This is a genomic window from Microbacterium sp. MYb64 (assembly GCF_002979495.1).
GTDB lineage: Bacteria > Actinomycetota > Actinomycetes > Actinomycetales > Microbacteriaceae > Microbacterium > Microbacterium azadirachtae_A.
Genome location: NZ_PCOW01000013.1, coordinates 77399 through 95981 on the forward strand (window position 1 = coordinate 77399; position 18583 = coordinate 95981).

Consider the following 18583-nt stretch of genomic DNA (forward strand, 5'->3'; position numbering starts at 1 on the left):
AGCGCGAGATGACCGGCACTGTCGCCGAGCATGACGCACGCATCGCCGACCGCATCGAGGCCACATTCGCGCCTCTGTTCGCGCTCGTGGAGGGATGGCGCACCGCGGTGCAGGACGAGTTCCGCGCCTTCGCAGAGCACGGGGCCGCCCCTGCCGCCTCCGTGCTGGATCCCTTCATGGAGGCGCTGGCGAGACCCGCGCTCGAAGCGCCAGGAGGGCTCGTCACCGGGGCCGGCTTCGTCGCCACCCCGGGCGTCTTCGCAGACGCGCCCTGGCATCTGGCCTGGTGGCTCCGGGAGATCCACGGCCTCGACCGCGGCGACCGCGGCGGCGTGCGCCGGTTGGAGGCGGTGAACGACCCGGACTCCGACCAGTTCCGCGACTACCGGCAGCTGGAGTGGTGGAAGGTGCCGGAGCGCACCGGCCGGCGTCACGTCACAGGCCCCTACGTCGACTACCTGTGCACCGACGACTACACGGTCACGGTGACGACGCCGGTCGTTCACGAGGGGCGCATGGTCGGCGTGGTCGGCATCGACGTGCACGTGTCGCGCCTGGAGCGCGTGATCCTGCCGATCCTGCGCGACGCCGCGGGCACCGGCACCATCGTCAACGCGTCGGGCCGAGTGGTGGCCTCGAGCGACTCGCACCGCGTGACGGGGACGCTGCTGCGCGGCGACGACGTGCAGAGCGCGCTCGCCGCCCTGCGCTCGGGGGCCGAGCCCGCGGGCGGCGCTGAGGGGGTGCGCGTCTCGCGCTGCGGCGACACCGCGCTGATCCTCGTGCTGCAGGGCTGAGGCCCTGGCGGCGGGGCAGCGGTTCAGCGGGCGGGGGAGCGACAGCCCGCTGGCTAGACTGTCCTGGTGTCTGAAATCACCCCTGATCTCGTACGCCATCTCGGCGTGCTCGCGCGCATCCAGCTCTCCGACGACGAGGTGACGCAGCTGACCGGTCAGCTGGACGCCATCGTCGACAACATCGCGAAGGTCTCGGAGGTGGCGACGCCCGACATCGCCGCGACGAGCCACCCGATCGCGATGCACAACGTCTTCCGCGAGGACGTCGTGGGTCAGACCCTCACCACCGCGCAGGCGCTGCAGAACGCGCCGGACGCCGACGGTGACCGCTTCCGCGTCACCGCGATCCTGGGAGAAGAGCAGTGAGCGAGATCATCCGCTGGACCGCCGCCGAACTCGGCGCCAAGCTGGCGGCGGGCGAGGTGTCGAGCGTCGAGGCGACGCAGGCCCACCTCGACCGCATCGCCGCCGTCGACGGCGATGTGCACGCCTTCCTGCATGTCAACGAGCACGCGCTCGACGCCGCCGCCGACATCGACCGCCGCCGCGCGGCGGGGGAGAGCCTGGGCGAACTGGCCGGCGTGCCGCTCGCCATCAAGGACGTGCTCGTCACGACCGACCAGCCCTCCACGAGCGGCTCCCGGATCCTCGAGGGCTATCGCTCGCCGTTCGACGCGACCGTCGTCGCCCGGGCGCGCGCCGCCGGCCTCGTCGGCATCGGCAAGACCAACATGGACGAGTTCGCGATGGGATCCTCCACCGAGCACTCCGCGTACGGTCCCACGCACAACCCGTGGGACCTGGACCGGATCCCGGGCGGCTCCGGCGGAGGCTCGGCTGCGGCCGTCGCCGCCTTCGAGGCACCGATCGCCCTCGGCTCCGACACCGGCGGCTCCATCCGCCAGCCCGCGCACGTCACCGGCACGGTCGGCATCAAGCCGACCTACGGCGGCGTCAGCCGGTACGGCGCGATCGCCCTCGCGTCGAGCCTCGACCAGGTCGGCCCCGTGAGCCGCACCGTCCTCGACGCCGGCCTGCTGCACGACGTGATCGGCGGTCACGACCCGAAGGACTCGACGTCCCTCCCCGATGCGTGGCCGTCGTTCGCCGAGGCGGCGCGCGAGGGTGCGACCGGACAGGTCCTCAAGGGTCTCAAGGTGGGCGTCATCAAGGAGCTGCCCGACTCCGGCTTCCAGGCGGGAGTCGCGAGCTCGTTCCACGCCGCGCTGAAGCAGATGGAGGCGCAGGGTGCGGAGATCGTCGAGATCTCGGCCCCGCACTTCGAGTACGGCGTCGCCGCCTACTACCTGATCCTGCCCGCCGAGGCCTCCAGCAACCTGGCGAAGTTCGACTCGGTGCGCTTCGGTCTGCGCGTCACGCCCGACGGCGGCGGCACGGTCGAGGACGTCATGTCGCTCACCCGCGAGGTCGGCTTCGGCCCCGAGGTGAAGCGCCGCATCATCCTCGGCACCTACGCCCTGTCGGCCGGCTACTACGACGCCTACTACGGGAGCGCGCAGAAGGTGCGCACGCTCATCCAGCAGGACTTCGACGCCGCGTTCGCGCAGGTCGACGTCATCGCGACGCCGTCCGCGCCGACCACGGCGTTCAAGCTCGGCGAGAAGATCGACGACCCGCTGCAGATGTACCTCAACGACCTCACCACGATCCCGGCGAACCTCGCCGGCGTGCCCGGGATCTCGATCCCGTCGGGCTTGGCGGAGGAGGACGGCCTGCCGGTCGGCATCCAGTTCCTCGCCCCCGCCCGCGAGGACGCACGCCTGTACCGGGTCGGCGCCGCACTGGAGACGCTGCTCGTCGACGCCTGGGGCGGGCCGCTGCTCGACCGCGCCCCGGCTTTGAGAACGGTTGCTGAGCCTGTCGAAGCACAGGGACCGATGGGAGAGGGCATCTGATGGCCGCCGTGAAGCTCATGGACTTCGACAAGGCGCTCGAGCTGTTCGAGCCGGTGCTCGGCTTCGAGGTGCATGTCGAGCTCAACACCGAGACCAAGATGTTCTCCGACGCCCCGAACCCGGCGAACGAGCGCAACCACGACGCGGAGCCGAACACTCTCATCGCGCCGGTGGATCTGGGGCTTCCCGGCTCCCTCCCCGTCGTGAACGAGACGGCCGTGCGCTCGTCGATCAGCCTGGGCCTCGCGCTCGGCTGCTCGATCGCCGAGTCCTGCCGGTTCGCGCGGAAGAACTACTTCTACCCCGACCTCGGCAAGAACTATCAGATCTCGCAGTACGACGAGCCGATCGCGTTCGAGGGATCCGTCGAGGTCGAGCTCGAGGACGGGACGCTCGTGACGATCCCGATCGAGCGCGCGCACATGGAGGAGGATGCCGGCAAGCTCACCCACATGGGCGGCGCGACCGGTCGCATCCAGGGCGCGGAGTACTCGCTCGTCGACTACAACCGCGCCGGCGTGCCGCTCGTCGAGATCGTGACCAAGCCGATCTTCGGCGCCGAGCACAGCGCCCCCGAGCTCGCGAAGGCGTACGTCGCCACGATCCGCGACATCGTGCGGGGCCTCGGCATCTCCGAGGCGCGTCTGGAGCGCGGCAACCTGCGCTGCGACGCGAACGTCTCCCTGCGTCCCCGCGGCCAGGAGAAGCTCGGCACCCGCACCGAGACGAAGAACGTCAACTCGATGCGCTCCGTCGAACGCGCCGTGCGCTACGAGATCCAGCGGCAGGCGGCGATCCTCGCCGACGGCGGCACGATCACGCAGGAGACCCGGCACTGGCACGAGGACACCGGCACCACGTCGCCGGGACGCCCCAAGTCCGACGCGGACGACTACCGGTACTTCCCGGAGCCCGATCTGCTTCCGGTCCGACCGGACCCTGCTCTCGTCGAGGAGCTGCGTGCCGTGCTGCCGGAGCAGCCCGTCGCGCGTCGCCGTCGCCTCAAGGCCGACTGGGGCTTCGGCGACATCGAGTTCCAGGGAGTGGTGAACGCCGGCCTGCTCGACGAGGTCGAGGCGACCATCGCCGCGGGCACGACCGCCGACGCCGCCCGGAAGTGGTGGACCGGTGAGATCAGTCGTATCGCCAACGAGCGCGAGGTCGACGCCGGGTCGCTGATCGCCCCGGCATCGGTCGCCGCGCTGCAGCAGCTCGTCGACGCCGGCACGCTGACGGACAAGCTCGCACGCCAGGTGCTCGAGGGCGTCATCGCCGGCGAGGGCACCCCGCAGCAGGTCGTCGACGCCCGTGGGCTCGCGGTCGTCTCCGACGACGGCGCGCTCATCGCCGCGATCGACGAGGCCCTCGCCGCTCAGCCCGACGTGATGGCCAAGATCAAGGACGGCAAGGTGCAGGCCGCCGGCGCCGTGATCGGCGCCGTGATGAAGGCGATGAAGGGGCAGGCGGATGCCGCCCGCGTGCGCGAGCTCATCCTGGAGCGCGCCGCGCAGTAGCGACGACCCGCCCCGTACACGCTCAAGGGCGCCGCACTCAGAGTGCGGCGCCCTTGAGCGTTGCGGCCTGAAGGCCGGCGCCGAGCACGCGGGCGATCGCGCGCAGGCTGGCCGGCTCGTGCAGCCTGCGGCGCTGTTCCTCCGGACTCTCGTCGGAGGCGGCGTCGAGGGGTCGTGCGGTGATCGTCGCCGACCAGGCGTCGGCGGCGGCCCTGACGGCGCCGCGATCCGTTCCGGCGGGCAGGCACGCCGTCAGCGCGCGCTCGACCGTGTCGTGCAGCGCGCGGCGGTAGCGGGAGAGTGCTTTCGCGACCTCCGGACGCACGTGGGACTCGTGCCAGAGGATCTCGCGCAGCACATCCGACGCCTCCCGATCGCGCAGCACCCGCTCGCCCACGTTCATCAGCGTCTGAACGGGGTCTCCGCGCACCGCGAGCGGTCCCGCATCGAGGGCGGCGGTGCGGAGGCGCTCATCGATGAGGGCCGCGAGGATATCGGGCTTGGCCGGAAAGTAGTAGAAGAGCAGGCCCTTGGGCACCGCCGCGGCGTGCGCGATCCGGGCCGTGGACGTGCCGTCGAAGCCGAGGCGGGCGAACAGGGTCTCGGCGGCGTCGAGGATCCGGGTGCGGGTGTCGCCGGCATCGGAGTTCTCGGTCATCGTGCCTCCTCGCGACGGTGCGGGACGGGGGTTTCCCCGCGTCCCGCACCCTGTGCGACCGTGCAGGTCACGCGTGAGCCGCCGTGGGGCCGCCGTGCGAAGCACGGTGGGCCTTCTCGGCGGGCACCAGTGCCCAGAGCCCTGCGGCCGCGCAGACGGCTCCGCAGATCCACGAGGTCCAGGCGGGCCCCGCATCTCCGGCGTAGGAGCCGATCCATGGGGAGATGAAGAGCAGCGCGCCGATCGCGGCGAGGATCCACTCCATCGACACGAGACCGGGAGCTGCGAGGCTCCATACCCCGGCAGCGATCATCAAGACGCCCAGGACGATCATCATGGTCATCGACATGCCCATGCCGGGCGTCATCATGATGCCCGCCACGACCGCGACCAGTCCGGCGGCGACGGCCACCCAGTCCTGCCAGCGTGTCCACTTCTTCATAGAACTCATCCTCCTTGCAGTCAGATGGCTCCCGAATGGGGGTCGCCACGATTCTACCGCTTTGATTGACCGACCGGTCAAAGAGTGCGAATCCGATGTCGGCGACCTCCGGGAGAATGGATGCATGGGACGAGGCGACGGGTCAGGACGGATCGTCTCGGCGCTCGGCGCCGATGACAGCGGGACGGGGATCCTGCACGTCGACATGGACGCGTTCTACGCCGCCGTCGAGGTGCTGCACGATCCTTCGCTGCGCGGACTCCCGCTGATCATCGGTGCCCCGGATGGGCGCTCCGTGGTCTCGAGCGCCTCCTACGAGGCGCGGCGCTACGGCGTGCGGTCGGCGATGCCGGTGGCGCAGGCGATCCGGCTCTGCCCGACGGCGCGGATCGTGCCGCCCGACTTCACGAAGTACCGCGACGTGTCGCAGAAGGTCATGGCGATCTTCGAGCAGGTCACCCCTCTCGTCGAGCCGCTCTCGATCGACGAGGCCTTCCTCGATGTGCGGGGCGTCCGGCGGCTCTGGGGGAGTCCAGGGCGGATCGGCGCCATGATCCGGGAGCGCGTGCAGGATGAGGTGGGGATCAGCTGCAGCGTGGGGGTCGCCGCCACCAAGCACGTCGCCAAGATGGCCTCGACCATGTCCAAGCCCGACGGACTGCTCATCGTCGCCGCGGCCGACACGCTCGACTTCCTCGCCACCAAGCCGGTGCGCGCGATGTGGGGCGTCGGGCCGAAGACGGCGGAGGCCCTGGAATCGCGCGGCATCCGGCTCATCCGAGACATCCGCGCCACTCCCGCGTCCGCCCTCGAGCGGGCGGTCGGTCCGGCGCTCGCGCAGCGCCTGGGCGACCTCGCCGAGGGGCGGGATCCGCGGGGCATCGAGACGAACCGCGTGGAGAAGAGCGTCGGGCACGAGGAGACGTTCGACATCGACGTCTCCGACCGCGAGGCGCTCCGCTCCGAACTGCTGCGCCTCGCCGACCGGGTCGCCGCGCGACTGCGGAGGGCGGGCTGGGAGGCCGGGACCGTGGCGATCAAGATCCGCTTCTCGGACTTCACGACCCTGAGCCGGTCCCAGACTCTTCCTGAGCCGACCTCGGTCGGCCAGCGCATCGGCGAGGTGGCGCGCACGCTCTTCGAGGCGATCGACCGGCGGGACCCGGTGCGGCTGGTGGGCGTGCGCGCCGAGCGGCTGACGGATGCCGGCGGCGCGCTGGGGCTGTGGGACGACGACGCCGAGTGGCGTCGGGTGGAAGACGCGCTCGACAGTGCTCAGGCGAAGTTCGGATCCGGGATGGTCACGCGCGCCCGGCATCTGGGCGCGCGGGCCGGACGCGGGGCGGCACCGCATCCCCGCGCGCACGGGCTGGACTGATCCCGGCGCGATGCCGGGCGGACCCTCTGAACGGCAGCGGCCGGTGGTCGAGGTCGCGCGGGTGGGCTAGCGTGGACGCATGCCGCACATCGCACTCGAGCTTGGCAAGAACTCCGCGTCCTTCGGCGTCAAGAGCGCCTACGGCGAGACGCAGGAGGTGGACGGCGCGTCCTTCACTCCGGTCGCCCTGACCTTCTCCGGCTTCGGCGGAGGCTCCGGCGGTGCCGAGGGCACGGCCGAGGGTGAGGGCGGCGGTGGCGGCGGCATCGCGATCCCGCTCGGCGTGTACGTGCGGCGCGAGGAGGGGCTGCGGTTCGAGCCGAACCTGGTCTCGCTGCTGGCCGTGGCGGTGCCCTTCGTCTGGGTGGCCGGGCGCGCGATCTCCCGCATCATCCGTGCCCTCAAGAAGTGACGATCCGGTCGCACGCGCGTTGAGCGAGGCGGTCTCCCGGATCGCGGACGCCGTGCGCGCCGTGCAGGCGTCGAATCCGGTCGTGCTCGTGGACGGGCGCAGCGGCGCGGGGAAGTCCACGCTCGCGCGGCTGCTCGCGGAGCACTGGCCGCTGCGCACGGATCCGCAGCTGATCGCACTGGACTCGATCTATCCGGGCTGGGACGGCATGGACGCCGGCGCCGAGCGCGCCTATGAGCAGATCCTCCGCCCGCACGGACGCGACCTGGTCGGCACGTGGCAGCGCTACGACTGGGACGCCGGCGAATACGCGGAGAGCTATGCGGTGGATCCCTCGCGCGGCGTGATCCTCGAAGGCTGCGGCGCGCTCACGCCCAAGGCGGCGCGCATCGCCGACGTCCGGGTGTGGGTGGAGTCGCCCGAACCGAGCCGCAAGCGCCGTGCGCTGGATCGGGACGGCGAGCTCTTCCGGCCGCATTGGGAGCGCTGGGCCAAGCAGGAGGTGGTGCACATCCGACGGGACGACCCGATCGGTTTCGCCACGCTGGTGGTCTCGATCCCGTGACCGGTCAGACGCCGTCGAGCTCGTCCGCGGCCTCGACGAGCAGATCCAGCCGGTAGCCCAGCCATTCGTAGACGCCGAGCCGGGGATCCTCCGGATCGGGAGCGGGGTCGTCCTCGATGCCGAGCCGCGAGGCGATGACGAGCCGCAGCGCGGCGAGCGTGCGCAGCCACGCGTCCACCTCGGCGGGGGCGAGCACCAGTTCGTCCGGCGCCTCCGTGCCCTCGCCCAGAGCGCCGAGGCCGGTCTGCACCACACGGGCGTCGGCGGCGCGCCGGTCGAGCAGATCGGCGCTCGTCGCATCCGCGAACTCGGCCGATGCGTCTGCGTCCTCCGGGTACACCGCGGGGGTGAGACGGCTCAGGGCGGCGTCCGCGCCGATCTCGGTCTCGCGGAGCAGGTCGAGGAACTGCTCGACGAGCTCGGCGAGATGCTGGGCCTCGATCGACTGCATCGGCACATGGATCCCGGATCCGGTCATCCCGCTCATTCTCCCGCCCGGCGCACGGTCGCCCACAGTCCGTAGTCGTGCATCGCCTGGGCGTGCACCTCCATGGTCTCGCGCGGGCCGATCGCCACGACCGCATGACCCTCGTTGTGCACGGCCATCATGAGGCGGGTCGCCCGATCCTTCGGATAGCCGAAGTACGTCCGGAAGACGCGCACCACGTAACTCATCAGGTTGACCGGGTCGTCCCAGACGACGAGCTCCCACGGCACGGCGGGCGCGGCCTGCAGGTCGAGCTGCTCATCGACGTCGGGGGTGAGGAGAGGAGAGCTCATGCCCACCCCAGCTCGTGCAGCTGCGCGTCGTCGATCCCGTAGTAGTGCGCGATCTCGTGCACGAGGGTGGTGTGCACCTCGGCGCGGAGCTCCTCCTCGTCGGCGCACTGGGCGAGGTGCGGCTCTCGGTAGACGATGATCCGGTCGGGAAGCTCTCCCATGCCGTAGTTCCCGCGCTCCGTGACCGCGAGGCCGTCGTAGAGCCCGAGCAGGTCGAGGGAGCCGTCCTCCGGCCGGTCCTCGACGACGAAGACCAGGTTCTCGAGGCCCTCGACCATCTCGTCCGGCAGGCGGTCGAGTTCGTCCGCGACGAGTTCTTCGAACGGCTCCGGATCCATCTCCATGCCACCGGAGAGCTCGAACGTCATGTGCACACGGCGTCCGAGGTCGTTCAGCCCGATCCGCTGCTCGGTGTCGAGGAGCGCGCGATAGAACGGATGGTCGGGGGAGTCCTCCTCCGTGAAGCCGAGCGTCGCGTAGAACGGCGCGTTCCACGGCACGTCGGCGAAGGTGCGCAGGGTGACGGCGAGGTAGCCGCGGTCGGCCGCTTCGTCGAGAGCCGCCTCGACCAGTTCGCGTCCGTGCCCGCGGCGCGCATGCGAGGGCAGCACGGAGAGCTGTTCGAGGTGCGCGTGGCCGTCCTCCTCGAGCACGTGCACGAAGCCCACAGGCGCGCCGCCCTCCTCCTCCGCGATGACGAGGACGAAGCCCGGTTCCGCCGCGCGGGCGGCGCCGGAGGGCGCCCCGCCGGCGAGCGCGGTGCCGAACAGCGGGGTGAAGAGCGCGTCGGCCTCGTCCTCGATCCCGGCCAGCTTCGCGAGGTCGGCATCGGTCGCGGTGCGGACGAAAGAAGCCATGCCTCGATGCTATCCGGCCTGCGGAAGGGGCGACCGCGGCGGTGCGGCTCTCGGATCCGGCCTCGGAGCGGTCAGCGCCCCGGGGCGCCGAGGCCGAGACTGCGCAGCGCTTCGCGCGCGTGCGCGGAGGCCGCGGCGGCGTCCGGCGCAGGGGCGAGGCCCAGCAGGCGCCGGCGGTGCGGCTCTCCGAGGAGCAGGGAGAAGAGCGCGGCGGCTGTTCGCTCCTCCGATCCGGGGAGAAGCGCGACCAGGGCGCGGATGTAGGCCTGAGGTCCCTCGTCGTAGAACCTGCGGGCGAGCTCGGGAAACGCGTGGGCCTCGACGATCATGAGCCGGTGCAGCCCGATGGCTTCGTCGGAGTGCAGTGCCTCGACGATGCGGATGGAGAGCTCCGCGAGGCTCTCGCCGGCCACGCGGCCGGGGACCGTGCGGTCGCGGAGACGCTCGACGCCGGCGAGGAAGACATCGGTGCGATCGCCGATGTGCGTGTAGATCGTGCGCTTGGTCACGCGGGCCTCCGCGGCGATCTCATCGACCGACACCTGTGCGAGGCCGCGCTCGGAGAACAGGCGGATTGCGGCGTCCAGCACGTCATCGAGTCGCTGTGCCCGCTCGGCGGCGGTCGGGCGACCGCGCTTGCGCGGCGCGGAGTCCTCAACGGCGCTCATGGCGTTCCCTTCCGTCGACCGATCGTGGCTCCATCCTATAATGATACGTATAGCGTGTCATTAATGAGTCGAACAGGCCGGCACACGGCCCGGACCGACCGCCCTCCGCATCCCGCGCGCAGACCCTGCGTGTCACGGATGCCGTATCTCCGCACGAGAGGAGCTCCCATGCCCACCACTTCGAAGGCCCCGCGCCGATCTGCCCGGCGCCCTGCGGCTGGTGCACCAGCCGTATCGGTGCCGCCGAGCGAGCCATCGCTCACGCCGGAGCGGATGCTGGCGTTCTACCGCCGGATGATGCTGATCCGCCGGTTCGAGGAGCGGGCCGCGCGCGCCTACACCGAGGCCGAGGTCGGCGGGTACTGCCACCTGAACCTGGGGGAGGAGGCGACGGTCACGGGGGTGACGGCCGCGCTCGGCGCGGGCGACTACGTCTACGCGAACTACCGCGAGCACGGCTACGCACTCGGCCGAGGCATCGCGCCCGGTCGGCTGATGGCGGAGCTGTACGGCCGGCAGGACGGCGTGTCCCGCGGGTGGGGCGGCTCGATGCACATGTTCGACGTCGATGCGCGCTTCATGGGCGGCTACGGCATCGTCGGCGGCCAGGTGCCGCTCGCCACCGGCACCGCTCTCGCGATCGACTACCGCGGTGGTGCCGAAGCGGTCGTCTGCCTGATGGGCGATGGCACGACGAACATCGGCGCGTTCCACGAATCGCTGAACATCGCGGCGCTCTGGGGGCTGCCCATCGTCTACGTGGTGAACAACAACGGTCTCGGCATGGGCACCACCGTCGAACAGTCCTCAGCTGAGCCGGAACTGTACAAGCGTGCGGCGTCGTACCGGATGCCGTCCGCCCGGGTCGACGGCAACGACCCGGTCGCCGTCTTCGGCGCCATGCGGGTCGCACTCGCGAACGCGAGGGAAGGGAAGCCGTACCTCCTCGAGGCGATGACCGGTCGCATGAAGGGCCATTCCGTGGTCGACCCCGCGCGATACCGGAGCAGAGAGGAGGCGGAGGCCGTGAAGGCCGCGGATCCGGTCGCCGCCTATGCGGTACGGCTGCACGGGCAGGGCATCCTGACCGACGACCTCATCGTCTCGATCGACGCCGAGGCGATGACCGTCGTGGCGGAAGCGGTGGCGTTCGCGGAGGCCAGCCCGCCGCCGGACGTCTCCACGCTGTTCGACTACACCTACGCGAGCCCGGTGCCGAACGACACACGGCGTCTGCCCGGGGCCGCGCTGTACCCCGCCGCGCCCCGCCCGGTCCTCTCGGAGGTCTCCGCATGAGCGTCATCAGCTATCGTCAGGCCCTGCACGATGCCCTTCGCGAGGAGATGCTGCGAGACGACGAGGTCTTCCTCATCGGGGAGGAGATCGGCGTGTTCGAGGGGTCCTACAAGATCACCGCCGGAATGCTCGCGGAGTTCGGACCCCGGCGCGTCCGCGACACCCCGATCGCCGAGGAGGGGTTCACCGGCGCCGCCATCGGCGCGGCGATGGTCGGGCTGAGACCCGTCGTCGAGATCATGACGATCAACTTCTCCCTGCTGGCGCTGGACCAGATCGTCAATCACGCGGCCAAGATCTACGGGATGTTCGGCGGGCAGGCCCGCGCTCCGCTCGTCATCCGGACGCCGGGCGGCGGCGGCCAGCAGCTCGGCGCGACCCATTCCCAGAACATCGAGCTGTACTACGCCTTCGTGCCGGGTATGAAGGTCGTCGCCCCCTCCACCCCGGCGGATGCGAAGGCCCTGTTGCTCGCCGCGATCCGCGATGACGATCCCGTCCTCGTGCTGGAGAACCTCGCCCTCTACAACACCACCGGCGAGGTCCCCGATGACCTCGAGCCTGCGGAGATCGGGCGTGCCAGGATCTCCCGCGAAGGCGCGGAGATCACGGTCGTCTCCTACTCGCGGATGGCGACCGTCGCCCTCCGTGCGGCGGAGCAGCTCGCGGCGGAAGGCATCGACGTCGAAGTGATCGACCTCATGAGCCTGCGCCCGCTCGACCGGCCCACGATCATCGCCTCGGTGCGGAAGACCGGCTGTGCGGTGATCCTGGAGGACGACTGGCTCACCTACGGGATCGGCGCGGAGATCGCCGCGACGATCTCGGACGGCGCGTTCGACTGGCTCGATGCGCCGGTGCGCCGCGTGGCGATGGCGGAGGTGCCGATGCCGTACGCGAAGTCCCTGGAGACGGCTGCCCTGCCCTCCCTCGAAGATGCGGTGAACGCGATCCGCGAAACGTTGGACGCCGTCGCCCGGCGTCGCTGAAAGGAACCATGATGATCGACATCCTGATGCCTCGCCTCTCGGACACCATGACCGAGGGCGCCATCGCCGCCTGGCACCGACGCCCCGGCGACACCGTCGCCTCGGGCGACGTGCTCGTGGAGATCGAGACCGACAAGGCCGTGATGGAGCAGGAGTCCTACGAATCGGGGACCCTTGCGGAGATCCTCGTCGATGTGGGCGAGACCGTCGCGATCGGCACTCCCATCGCGCGCCTGGACGATGGAAGCGGGAAGGAGCCGGAGCGCTCCGCCCGTTCGGCGGCCGCCGGCCCGACCGTCCCTGCCCCGGCAGCCGATTCGCCGGACGCTGATGTCCCGGCGGCTCTTGCTGCGGCCGTCGAGCCGGCCGCTCGACCGGAGCCGCCGCGCGCGGACTCGGAGCGCCTGATCGCGACGCCACTGGTCCGCAGACTCGCCAAGGAGCGCGGAACCGACCTCTCCGCGGTCACCGGCAGCGGTCCCGGCGGACGCATCGTCCGCGCCGATCTTGACGCTCTTCCGGACGGGACCCCCGCCCCGTCGGCCGTCCCCGCCCCGACGGTCGCGGCCGCTGACGATGGTCGCGGATCCGAGATCGTGCCCTTCGACGCGATCCGGCACACGGTGGCCTCGCGGCTGACCGAGAGCGCGACGACGACCCCGACGTTCACCGTGACCGCCTCCGCCGACGTCGACGCTCTGCTCGCGCTCCGCGCCCAGATCAACACGGCGATGGCGGATTCCGGCGCCGGGAGGAAGGTCACGGTGAACGATCTCTTCGTGCGAGCCGTCGCTCTCGCGCTCCGCGCCCACCCGGGAGTGAACGCGTCGTACTCGCCGGAGGGCCGTGGGCAGACGCTCGTGCACGCCCGTGTGAACGTCGGCATCGCGGTCGCGTCGCCTTCGGGACTCGTCGTCCCTGTCGTGCGCGATGCCGATCGCACTGCGGTCTCGGTCATCGCCGACGCCACGAAGGAGCTGATCGGGAAGGCGTCGGAACGCGGGCTCACCGCTGCGGACCTGTCCGACGGGACCTTCACGATCAGCAACCTCGGTATGTACGGCGTCGAGCACTTCACGGCGATCATCAACCCGCCCCAGGGCGCGATCCTCGCGATCGGCGCCGCCCGTGAGGAGCTGGCCCTGATCGAGGGGGCGGTCATCACCCGCACGCGGGTGCGGTACACGCTCACGGCGGATCACCGGATCATCGACGGGGCACTCGCGGCGCAGTTCCTCGCGACGCTCACGGGGTTGATCCAGAACCCGATCCGCATCGTGGCATAGGCGCAGGGGCGGCGGGGCTCCGGGGCATCCGCGAGGCTTGGTCCCCGATAGTCGATTGTTCTTGGATCTTCTGTGCGATCCAGAAGCCATCCAGCCTGGAGGCATGGATACGAGCTTTCTGGTGACATCGATCGTGATCACCGCGACCCCGGGCAGCGGCGCCCTGTTCACGATCGCCGCGGGGCTGTCGCGGGGCGTCCGCGCGGGGATCGTCGCGGCCGTCGGGTGCACGCTGGGGATCCTGCCGCACCTCGCGCTGGCGTTGTCGGGCGCCGCCGCCGTGATGGCGGCGAATCCCGTCCTGTTCGACGTCATCCGCTGGATGGGCGTGGCGTATCTCCTGTTCATGGCCTGGGGCATGTGGCGGGACGAACGCGGGCTCGCTGCGGACGCGGGGACGGAGGACGGTGCTCACGCGCCGAGGATGTCGTTCGGCCGGGTGATCCGCGATGCAGTGCTCGTCAATCTGCTGAATCCGAAGCTCACGATCTTCTTCTTCGTTTTCCTGCCGATGTTCGTGGACGTCGGGGCGGCCGACGGCGTGCTGGGGATGGCGGGCCTGGGCGCGGCCTTCATGGGGATCACGTTCGTCATCTTCGCGGCGTATGGCGCAGGAGCCGCACGGGTGAGGGACTTCGTGCGTGCGCGTCCCGGGGTGAACCGGCTCCTCGGCCGTGGATTCGCGCTGACCTTCGTCGTGCTCGCGGTGCTCCTCGCGATCACTCCACGCTGAGAGCGATCCGGCGGGATCAGAGGAGGCGGCCGAGCGTCGCGATCGCGGCGGCGAGCCGGGCGCTCGAGTGGGGGCCGTAGCCGATCACGAGGCCCGGCGGGCCGGGGGAGAAGCGGTAGTCCGAAAGCGGCTTGACCGAGATGCCCTCGGAGGCGGCCCGCCGCGCGAGGTCTGCGTCGTCGACGCCGTCCGGCAGCATCACCTGGATGTGGAGTCCGGCGGCGATGCCTTCGACGCGACACCCCGGCATGTGCTCGCGGATCGCTGCGACCGCGTCATCTCGGCGCTGCCGGTGTCGCAGCCGCAGACGTCGCACGTGGCGCTCGAGAACGCCGGTTCGGATGAGCTCGGCCAGGACGAGCTGCGGCAGAGCGGGCGAGCCGAGATCGGTCGCCCAGCGCCTGCGGATGAGATCGCCGGTCCAGGCCTCCGGAGCGATCATCCAGCCGATCCGCAGCGCCGGGGCGAGCACCTTGGACAGGCTCGAGATGTGCAGGATCCGCTCCGGCGCACTCGCCTGCAGGGCGGGGATCGGCGCGCGGTCGTAGCGATACTCGGAGTCGTAGTCGTCCTCGATGATCACGCCGTCCGTGCGCTCCGCCCAGGCGATGAGATCCCGGCGGCGCGAGGGGGAGAGCACCACGCCGGTGGGGAACTGATGCGCGGGTGTGGTCAGGACGGCTCGGACGCCGGTCGCCTCGAGCGCGGTCACGTCGATGCCGTCGCGGTCCACGGGAACGGGGCGCAGCTCGTCCAGCCAGTACCCGAGGATGCGACGGTTCCCATCCGCGCTCGGGTCCTCGATGCCGCACGTGGTCGCGTCGCGCTCACGCATGGTCTGGGCGATCAGGCTGAGAGCGCCCGTCACGCCCGCCGTGACGATGATGCGATCCGGCGACGCGACGATGCCGCGACGGCGCGCCAGCCATCCCGCCAGAGTCTCGCGCAGCGCGGGTACGCCCTGGGGATCCGCGTAGCCGAGGTCACGAGCGGTCGCCGTCGCGAGGACCCGGCGCTCGGCCTGCAGCCAGGCGGCGCGGGGGAACGCGCTCAGATCGGGGGCTCCCTCGGAGATCTGGAGCGACTCCACCGCCTCGAGCGGCTCGACGAGCCGGCGCGGACGCGCGGCAGGAGGCATCACCTCCGCGATCCGCGTGCCCGCTCCGCGATTCGTGACGAGCAGCCCCTCCTCGGTCAGGCGGCGGTAGGCCTCGACCACGACGCCGCGGGAGAACGAGAGCTCCTCGGCGAGCTCGCGGCTCGGCGGCATCCTCGTGCCGGCGCCGAGGGTCGCGTCGGAGACCGCGGCGCGGATCTGCGCGGTGAGCCACGCGGTGCGACCGCGGGACGGCGCGTCGCGCGGGTCCAGTCGGAGGAAATCGGAGCCGGTCATCTGACTGGGGAGCCTATCGGGCGTGTCGCGCCGCTTGCGGCCTGTTCGTCTCGACGAACGACGCGGGCAAAAGGAAGAGGCCCGGATCCATGCGGATCCGGGCCTCTTCGGTTGGGGTGGCTAACGGGACTTGAACCCGCGGCCCCCGCGACCACAACGCGGTGCTCTACCAACTGAGCTATAGCCACCATGTGCCTGCCGGAGCGGGCAACCTGACAAGTGTATTACAGGTTTGGGGCGAACTCTGACACGACGGCGTCCGACGTCGCCTGGACTTCCTCGGTCGTCGGTCCGGGCTGGTCGATGAACACCGCGCGGCGGTAGTACTCCAGCTCGCGGATCGACTCCAGGATGTCCGCGAGGGCGCGGTGACCGCCGTCCTTCGACGGGGCGTGGAAGAAGACGCGCGGATACCAGCGCCGCGACAGCTCTTTGATGCTCGAGACGTCGACGTTGCGGTAGTGCAGGTAGTGGTCGACATCGGGCATGTACTTCGCGAGGAACATGCGGTCGGTGCCGATCGTGTTGCCGGCGAGCGGCGCCTTGCGCTCCTGCGGCACGAATCGCCGGATGTAGGCGAGCGTCTGCTCCTGCGCCTCGGCGAGGGAGACGCCGCTCGGGATCTCCTCGTACAGGCCAGAGGTGCGGTGCATGTTCGTGACGAAATCGTTCATCTGCCCCAGCGCGGCGTCGCTCGCGCGGATGACCACCTGGAACCCGGGATCCACCAGGCGCAACTCGAAGTCGGTGATCACGACCGCGATCTCCACGAGTTCATCGATCGCGAGATCGAGCCCCGTCATCTCGCAGTCGATCCAGACCAGACGATCGTTCTCGGACGAAGAAACCATGCGGCCATCCTACTGAGCGGCACCGACGCGCTAGCCTGGAGGGGCGCCTCCTTAGCTCAGTGGATAGAGCAACGGCCTTCTAATCCGTCGGTCGCAGGTTCGAATCCTGCAGGGGGCACTTGTTCTGCGCCGGTTCAGGCGGCGGATCGACGCCCGACCCGCGAGGCGACCACGTCGACGATGAGCCAGCGCACGGCGGCGGCCGTCGTCAGCGCCCAGACGACGGACCCGAGCACATCGGTGGGGAAGTGCAGGCCGTCGCTCACCACGGCGAGACCGATCACCGCGGTGGCGACGACACCGAGCACGATGGGCAGCCAGGCGTACCGGGTGTCGCGGAGCAAGAACCAGAACGCGATCGCCAGGGCGACGACGTAGGCGGTGTGACCGCTGGGGAACGAGCCGTCGGTCTGCAACGGCGAGAACGGGTGAACGAGCAGCGACGCATCGGGGCGAGGTCGGTCCACCAGGATCTTGACGGCCGCGACGGGCAGCCAGGTGAGCGCCACGGTGAGCCCGAACAGGATCGCGGTGCGCAGCGAGCGGGAGACCGCCCACACGATTCCGGCGATCACGAGGGTGATCACCACGGCCGGGACCGGCTCGATGCCGCGATAGATCGCGTTGCCGATGGTGCCCCAGAGGCCCGTGTGGGTCTTGTTGAGGGCGATGACGAGGCTCTGATCGGCCTGTGTCGCCTTCATCGCGAACCCGAGGGCGATCACGGCGACGGCGCCGATGACCGCGACGGCCACGGCGACCAGGGGACGCCGGGTGGTGCGCTCGATGCCGGTGAGCGGCCGGGTACGGGTGCGTCGCAGCTCAGTCATGGGGATCCTCATCCGTCGCGTTCCTCGCGATGGCGGCATCGGAGGCGGGCGCTCGCGGGTTCACGCGCGCCGGATCCATGTTCCGATGCATCACCTAAGGATTGGCCAAGAAACGCGGGCTCCGTCGGCTCGTGTTGCGCCGACGGGGTCAGAAGCGCAGCGCGGCCACGGCGTCGTCGGCGCTCCAGAAGTCGCCGACGATGCGGAACACGCCGGAGGGGAGGTGCAGGCGCTCTGCGCGGTAGCGCAGGCCGAGGTCGTGCGGCATGATCCGCAGGTGCCCGCGGATCGCGCCGCGGCGATCCAGCACGCGCCAGAGGCATTCGCCGGCCGGCTGCAGCGTCTCGACGGAGCGGGTGAGAACGGGCGTCGCCCAGCGGATGGTCGGCGCGGGGGTGGTGTTCGTGGTCATTGTTCCTCCTTCTCCTTCGAACATAAGGACGGCCACCGACATTCGTGCGAGAGGCCGGAATTCCGTGCGCCCGGATAGTCCCTACACTGTGCTGGTGACCGTGACTGTATGGCTCTCGCTGGTGGTGGCGTGCCTGGTGATCAGCCTCACGCCGGGTGCGGGCGCGATCAACACCATGACCAACTCCCTGAACGAGGGATGGCGGCGTTCGATCTGGGGGATCGTCGGGCAGCAGCTCGCGCTCGTCGTGCACGTCGCGATCGTCGCTGCGGGGGTGGGCCTGCTCGTGGCACGTGTTCCGTGGCTGTTCGAGACGGTCCGGTACGTCGGAGCCGCGTACCTTGTCTACCTCGGGATCCGGCTGATCGTCGCGCGCGTTCCCGAAGCCGTCGCGGACGCCGAGGCCCTGCGCCCCGCCGAGGGGCGGTGGCCGATGCTGCGCCGAGGATTCTGGGTCAATCTGCTCAACCCGAAGGCGATCGTGTTCTTCCTCGCGTTCGTGCCGCAGTTCATCCGCCTGGACCGCGACCCCTGGCCGCAGTATCTGATCCTCATCGGGACGACGGTGGTCATCGACGTGATCGTGATGTGGTTCGTGTTCGCCGCGACGGCGCAGAGCTTCCGACGGCTCACCTCCAGCACGCGAGGCCAGCGCACGCTCAACATCGTCTTCGGCGCCCTGTTCATCGCCGTCGCGGCGCTTCTGCTCTTCGTGCACTGAACCCGCTGTTCTGGCTTCCCGGCCCCCGCCGGGCGCGATCCTCCTCCACAGACGGACCGACGGGCGGTTTCGGCACCGATTGCGC

At 70.5% G+C, this 18583-nt stretch carries 22 protein-coding genes, 2 tRNA genes and 1 pseudogene; 13 read left to right on the top strand and 12 right to left on the bottom strand.

What is annotated here, in order from left to right:
* Positions 1–8 precede the first annotated feature (8 nt).
* The 4 genes from CQ044_RS12675 to gatB all read left to right on the top strand — a co-directional run bounded on the left by CQ044_RS12675 (position 9) and on the right by gatB (position 4227).
* A complete protein-coding gene (locus CQ044_RS12675) occupies positions 9–797 on the top strand; it encodes a hypothetical protein (protein WP_105688799.1) in 789 nt (262 codons plus the stop codon).
* 66 nt (positions 798–863) lie between these two features.
* Complete coding sequence (gene gatC / locus CQ044_RS12680) at positions 864–1163, top strand: Asp-tRNA(Asn)/Glu-tRNA(Gln) amidotransferase subunit GatC (protein ID WP_045270547.1); 300 nt, start codon at positions 864–866, stop codon at positions 1161–1163.
* The gene (gene gatA, locus CQ044_RS12685; protein ID WP_105688800.1) at positions 1160–2713 is read left to right on the top strand and encodes an Asp-tRNA(Asn)/Glu-tRNA(Gln) amidotransferase subunit GatA; all 1554 of its coding nucleotides are present in this window, start codon (positions 1160–1162) and stop codon (positions 2711–2713) included. The genes gatC and gatA overlap by 4 nt, the downstream gene beginning before the upstream one ends.
* A complete protein-coding gene (gene gatB, locus CQ044_RS12690) occupies positions 2713–4227 on the top strand; it encodes an Asp-tRNA(Asn)/Glu-tRNA(Gln) amidotransferase subunit GatB (protein ID WP_105688801.1) in 1515 nt (504 codons plus the stop codon). Before gatA ends, gatB begins: the two co-directional genes overlap by 1 nt.
* Positions 4228–4264: 37 nt before the next feature.
* Here the strand turns inward: gatB and CQ044_RS12695 are convergent, their stop codons facing one another.
* Positions 4265–4885: a TetR/AcrR family transcriptional regulator gene (locus CQ044_RS12695; RefSeq protein WP_045270544.1), complete on the bottom strand. Its 621-nt coding sequence runs from the start codon at positions 4883–4885 to the stop codon at positions 4265–4267.
* 67 nt (positions 4886–4952) lie between these two features.
* Complete coding sequence (locus CQ044_RS12700; RefSeq protein ID WP_045270543.1) at positions 4953–5327, bottom strand: SPW repeat protein; 375 nt, start codon at positions 5325–5327, stop codon at positions 4953–4955.
* A 124-nt stretch (positions 5328–5451) separates the two neighbouring features.
* On the opposite strand from CQ044_RS12700, the gene dinB reads away from it, so the two are divergent.
* The 3 genes from dinB (at position 5452) to CQ044_RS12715 (ending at position 7682) form a co-directional block, all read left to right on the top strand.
* Positions 5452–6705: a DNA polymerase IV gene (dinB, locus tag CQ044_RS12705; protein WP_105688803.1), complete on the top strand. Its 1254-nt coding sequence runs from the start codon at positions 5452–5454 to the stop codon at positions 6703–6705.
* A 79-nt stretch (positions 6706–6784) separates the two neighbouring features.
* Positions 6785–7117 (top strand): hypothetical protein, encoded by a 333-nt coding sequence (locus CQ044_RS12710; RefSeq protein WP_105688804.1) that lies wholly within the window; start codon positions 6785–6787, stop codon positions 7115–7117.
* Positions 7101–7682 (top strand): hypothetical protein, encoded by a 582-nt coding sequence (locus CQ044_RS12715; RefSeq protein WP_105688805.1) that lies wholly within the window; start codon positions 7101–7103, stop codon positions 7680–7682. Before CQ044_RS12710 ends, CQ044_RS12715 begins: the two co-directional genes overlap by 17 nt.
* Positions 7683–7686: 4 nt before the next feature.
* Here the strand turns inward: CQ044_RS12715 and CQ044_RS12720 are convergent, their stop codons facing one another.
* The 5 genes and pseudogenes from CQ044_RS12720 to CQ044_RS12735 form a co-directional block, all read right to left on the bottom strand.
* Positions 7687–8160, bottom strand: coding sequence for a DUF2017 family protein (locus CQ044_RS12720; RefSeq protein ID WP_105688806.1), 474 nt, complete (start codon positions 8158–8160; stop codon positions 7687–7689).
* A gap of 5 nt (positions 8161–8165) precedes the next feature.
* On the bottom strand, positions 8166–8462 hold the full coding sequence (gene clpS, locus CQ044_RS12725) for an ATP-dependent Clp protease adapter ClpS (protein WP_082076505.1): 297 nt from the start codon (positions 8460–8462) through the stop codon (positions 8166–8168).
* Positions 8459–8806, bottom strand: a complete 348-nt coding sequence (locus CQ044_RS19855) for a metallopeptidase family protein (protein WP_258133299.1) — start codon at positions 8804–8806, stop codon at positions 8459–8461. Before CQ044_RS19855 ends, clpS begins: the two co-directional genes overlap by 4 nt.
* 114 nt (positions 8807–8920) lie before the next feature.
* Positions 8921–9319 (bottom strand): annotated as a pseudogene (locus CQ044_RS19860) (GNAT family N-acetyltransferase); the annotation flags it as partial.
* A gap of 71 nt (positions 9320–9390) precedes the next feature.
* Positions 9391–9987, bottom strand: coding sequence for a TetR/AcrR family transcriptional regulator (locus CQ044_RS12735; protein WP_105688808.1), 597 nt, complete (start codon positions 9985–9987; stop codon positions 9391–9393).
* Between the two features lie 168 nt (positions 9988–10155).
* On the opposite strand from CQ044_RS12735, the gene pdhA reads away from it, so the two are divergent.
* The 4 genes from pdhA (at position 10156) to CQ044_RS12755 (ending at position 14291) form a co-directional block, all read left to right on the top strand.
* Positions 10156–11283, top strand: a complete 1128-nt coding sequence (gene pdhA / locus CQ044_RS12740; RefSeq protein ID WP_105688809.1) for a pyruvate dehydrogenase (acetyl-transferring) E1 component subunit alpha — start codon at positions 10156–10158, stop codon at positions 11281–11283.
* A complete protein-coding gene (locus CQ044_RS12745) occupies positions 11280–12272 on the top strand; it encodes an alpha-ketoacid dehydrogenase subunit beta (RefSeq protein ID WP_105688810.1) in 993 nt (330 codons plus the stop codon). Before pdhA ends, CQ044_RS12745 begins: the two co-directional genes overlap by 4 nt.
* An 8-nt stretch (positions 12273–12280) precedes the next feature.
* Positions 12281–13558 carry a dihydrolipoamide acetyltransferase family protein gene (locus CQ044_RS12750; protein WP_258133295.1) on the top strand — a complete coding sequence of 426 codons (1278 nt, stop codon included), beginning with the start codon at positions 12281–12283 and terminating at the stop codon, positions 13556–13558.
* A 103-nt stretch (positions 13559–13661) separates the two neighbouring features.
* Positions 13662–14291, top strand: a complete 630-nt coding sequence (locus tag CQ044_RS12755; protein WP_105688811.1) for a LysE family translocator — start codon at positions 13662–13664, stop codon at positions 14289–14291.
* A 16-nt stretch (positions 14292–14307) separates the two neighbouring features.
* Here the strand turns inward: CQ044_RS12755 and CQ044_RS12760 are convergent, their stop codons facing one another.
* From CQ044_RS12760 to orn, 3 genes are all read right to left on the bottom strand, one after another.
* Positions 14308–15684, bottom strand: coding sequence for a PLP-dependent aminotransferase family protein (locus CQ044_RS12760; protein WP_105688812.1), 1377 nt, complete (start codon positions 15682–15684; stop codon positions 14308–14310).
* A gap of 112 nt (positions 15685–15796) precedes the next feature.
* Positions 15797–15872: transfer RNA gene (locus tag CQ044_RS12765), tRNA-His, on the bottom strand.
* Positions 15873–15908: 36 nt separating this feature from the next.
* On the bottom strand, positions 15909–16535 hold the full coding sequence (gene orn / locus CQ044_RS12770; RefSeq protein ID WP_105688813.1) for an oligoribonuclease: 627 nt from the start codon (positions 16533–16535) through the stop codon (positions 15909–15911).
* A 45-nt stretch (positions 16536–16580) separates the two neighbouring features.
* On the opposite strand from orn, the gene CQ044_RS12775 reads away from it, so the two are divergent.
* Positions 16581–16653 (top strand) — tRNA-Arg (locus tag CQ044_RS12775).
* A 16-nt stretch (positions 16654–16669) separates the two neighbouring features.
* Here the strand turns inward: CQ044_RS12775 and CQ044_RS12780 are convergent.
* The gene (locus tag CQ044_RS12780; RefSeq protein ID WP_181158310.1) at positions 16670–17365 is read right to left on the bottom strand and encodes a phosphatase PAP2 family protein; all 696 of its coding nucleotides are present in this window, start codon (positions 17363–17365) and stop codon (positions 16670–16672) included.
* A 148-nt stretch (positions 17366–17513) separates the two neighbouring features.
* Positions 17514–17777 carry a hypothetical protein gene (locus CQ044_RS12785; RefSeq protein ID WP_105688815.1) on the bottom strand — a complete coding sequence of 88 codons (264 nt, stop codon included), beginning with the start codon at positions 17775–17777 and terminating at the stop codon, positions 17514–17516.
* Between the two features lie 94 nt (positions 17778–17871).
* Between CQ044_RS12785 and CQ044_RS12790 the strand changes: the two genes are divergently transcribed.
* The gene (locus CQ044_RS12790) at positions 17872–18498 is read left to right on the top strand and encodes a LysE family transporter (RefSeq protein WP_105688835.1); all 627 of its coding nucleotides are present in this window, start codon (positions 17872–17874) and stop codon (positions 18496–18498) included.
* The last annotated feature ends 85 nt before the right edge of the window (positions 18499–18583 follow it).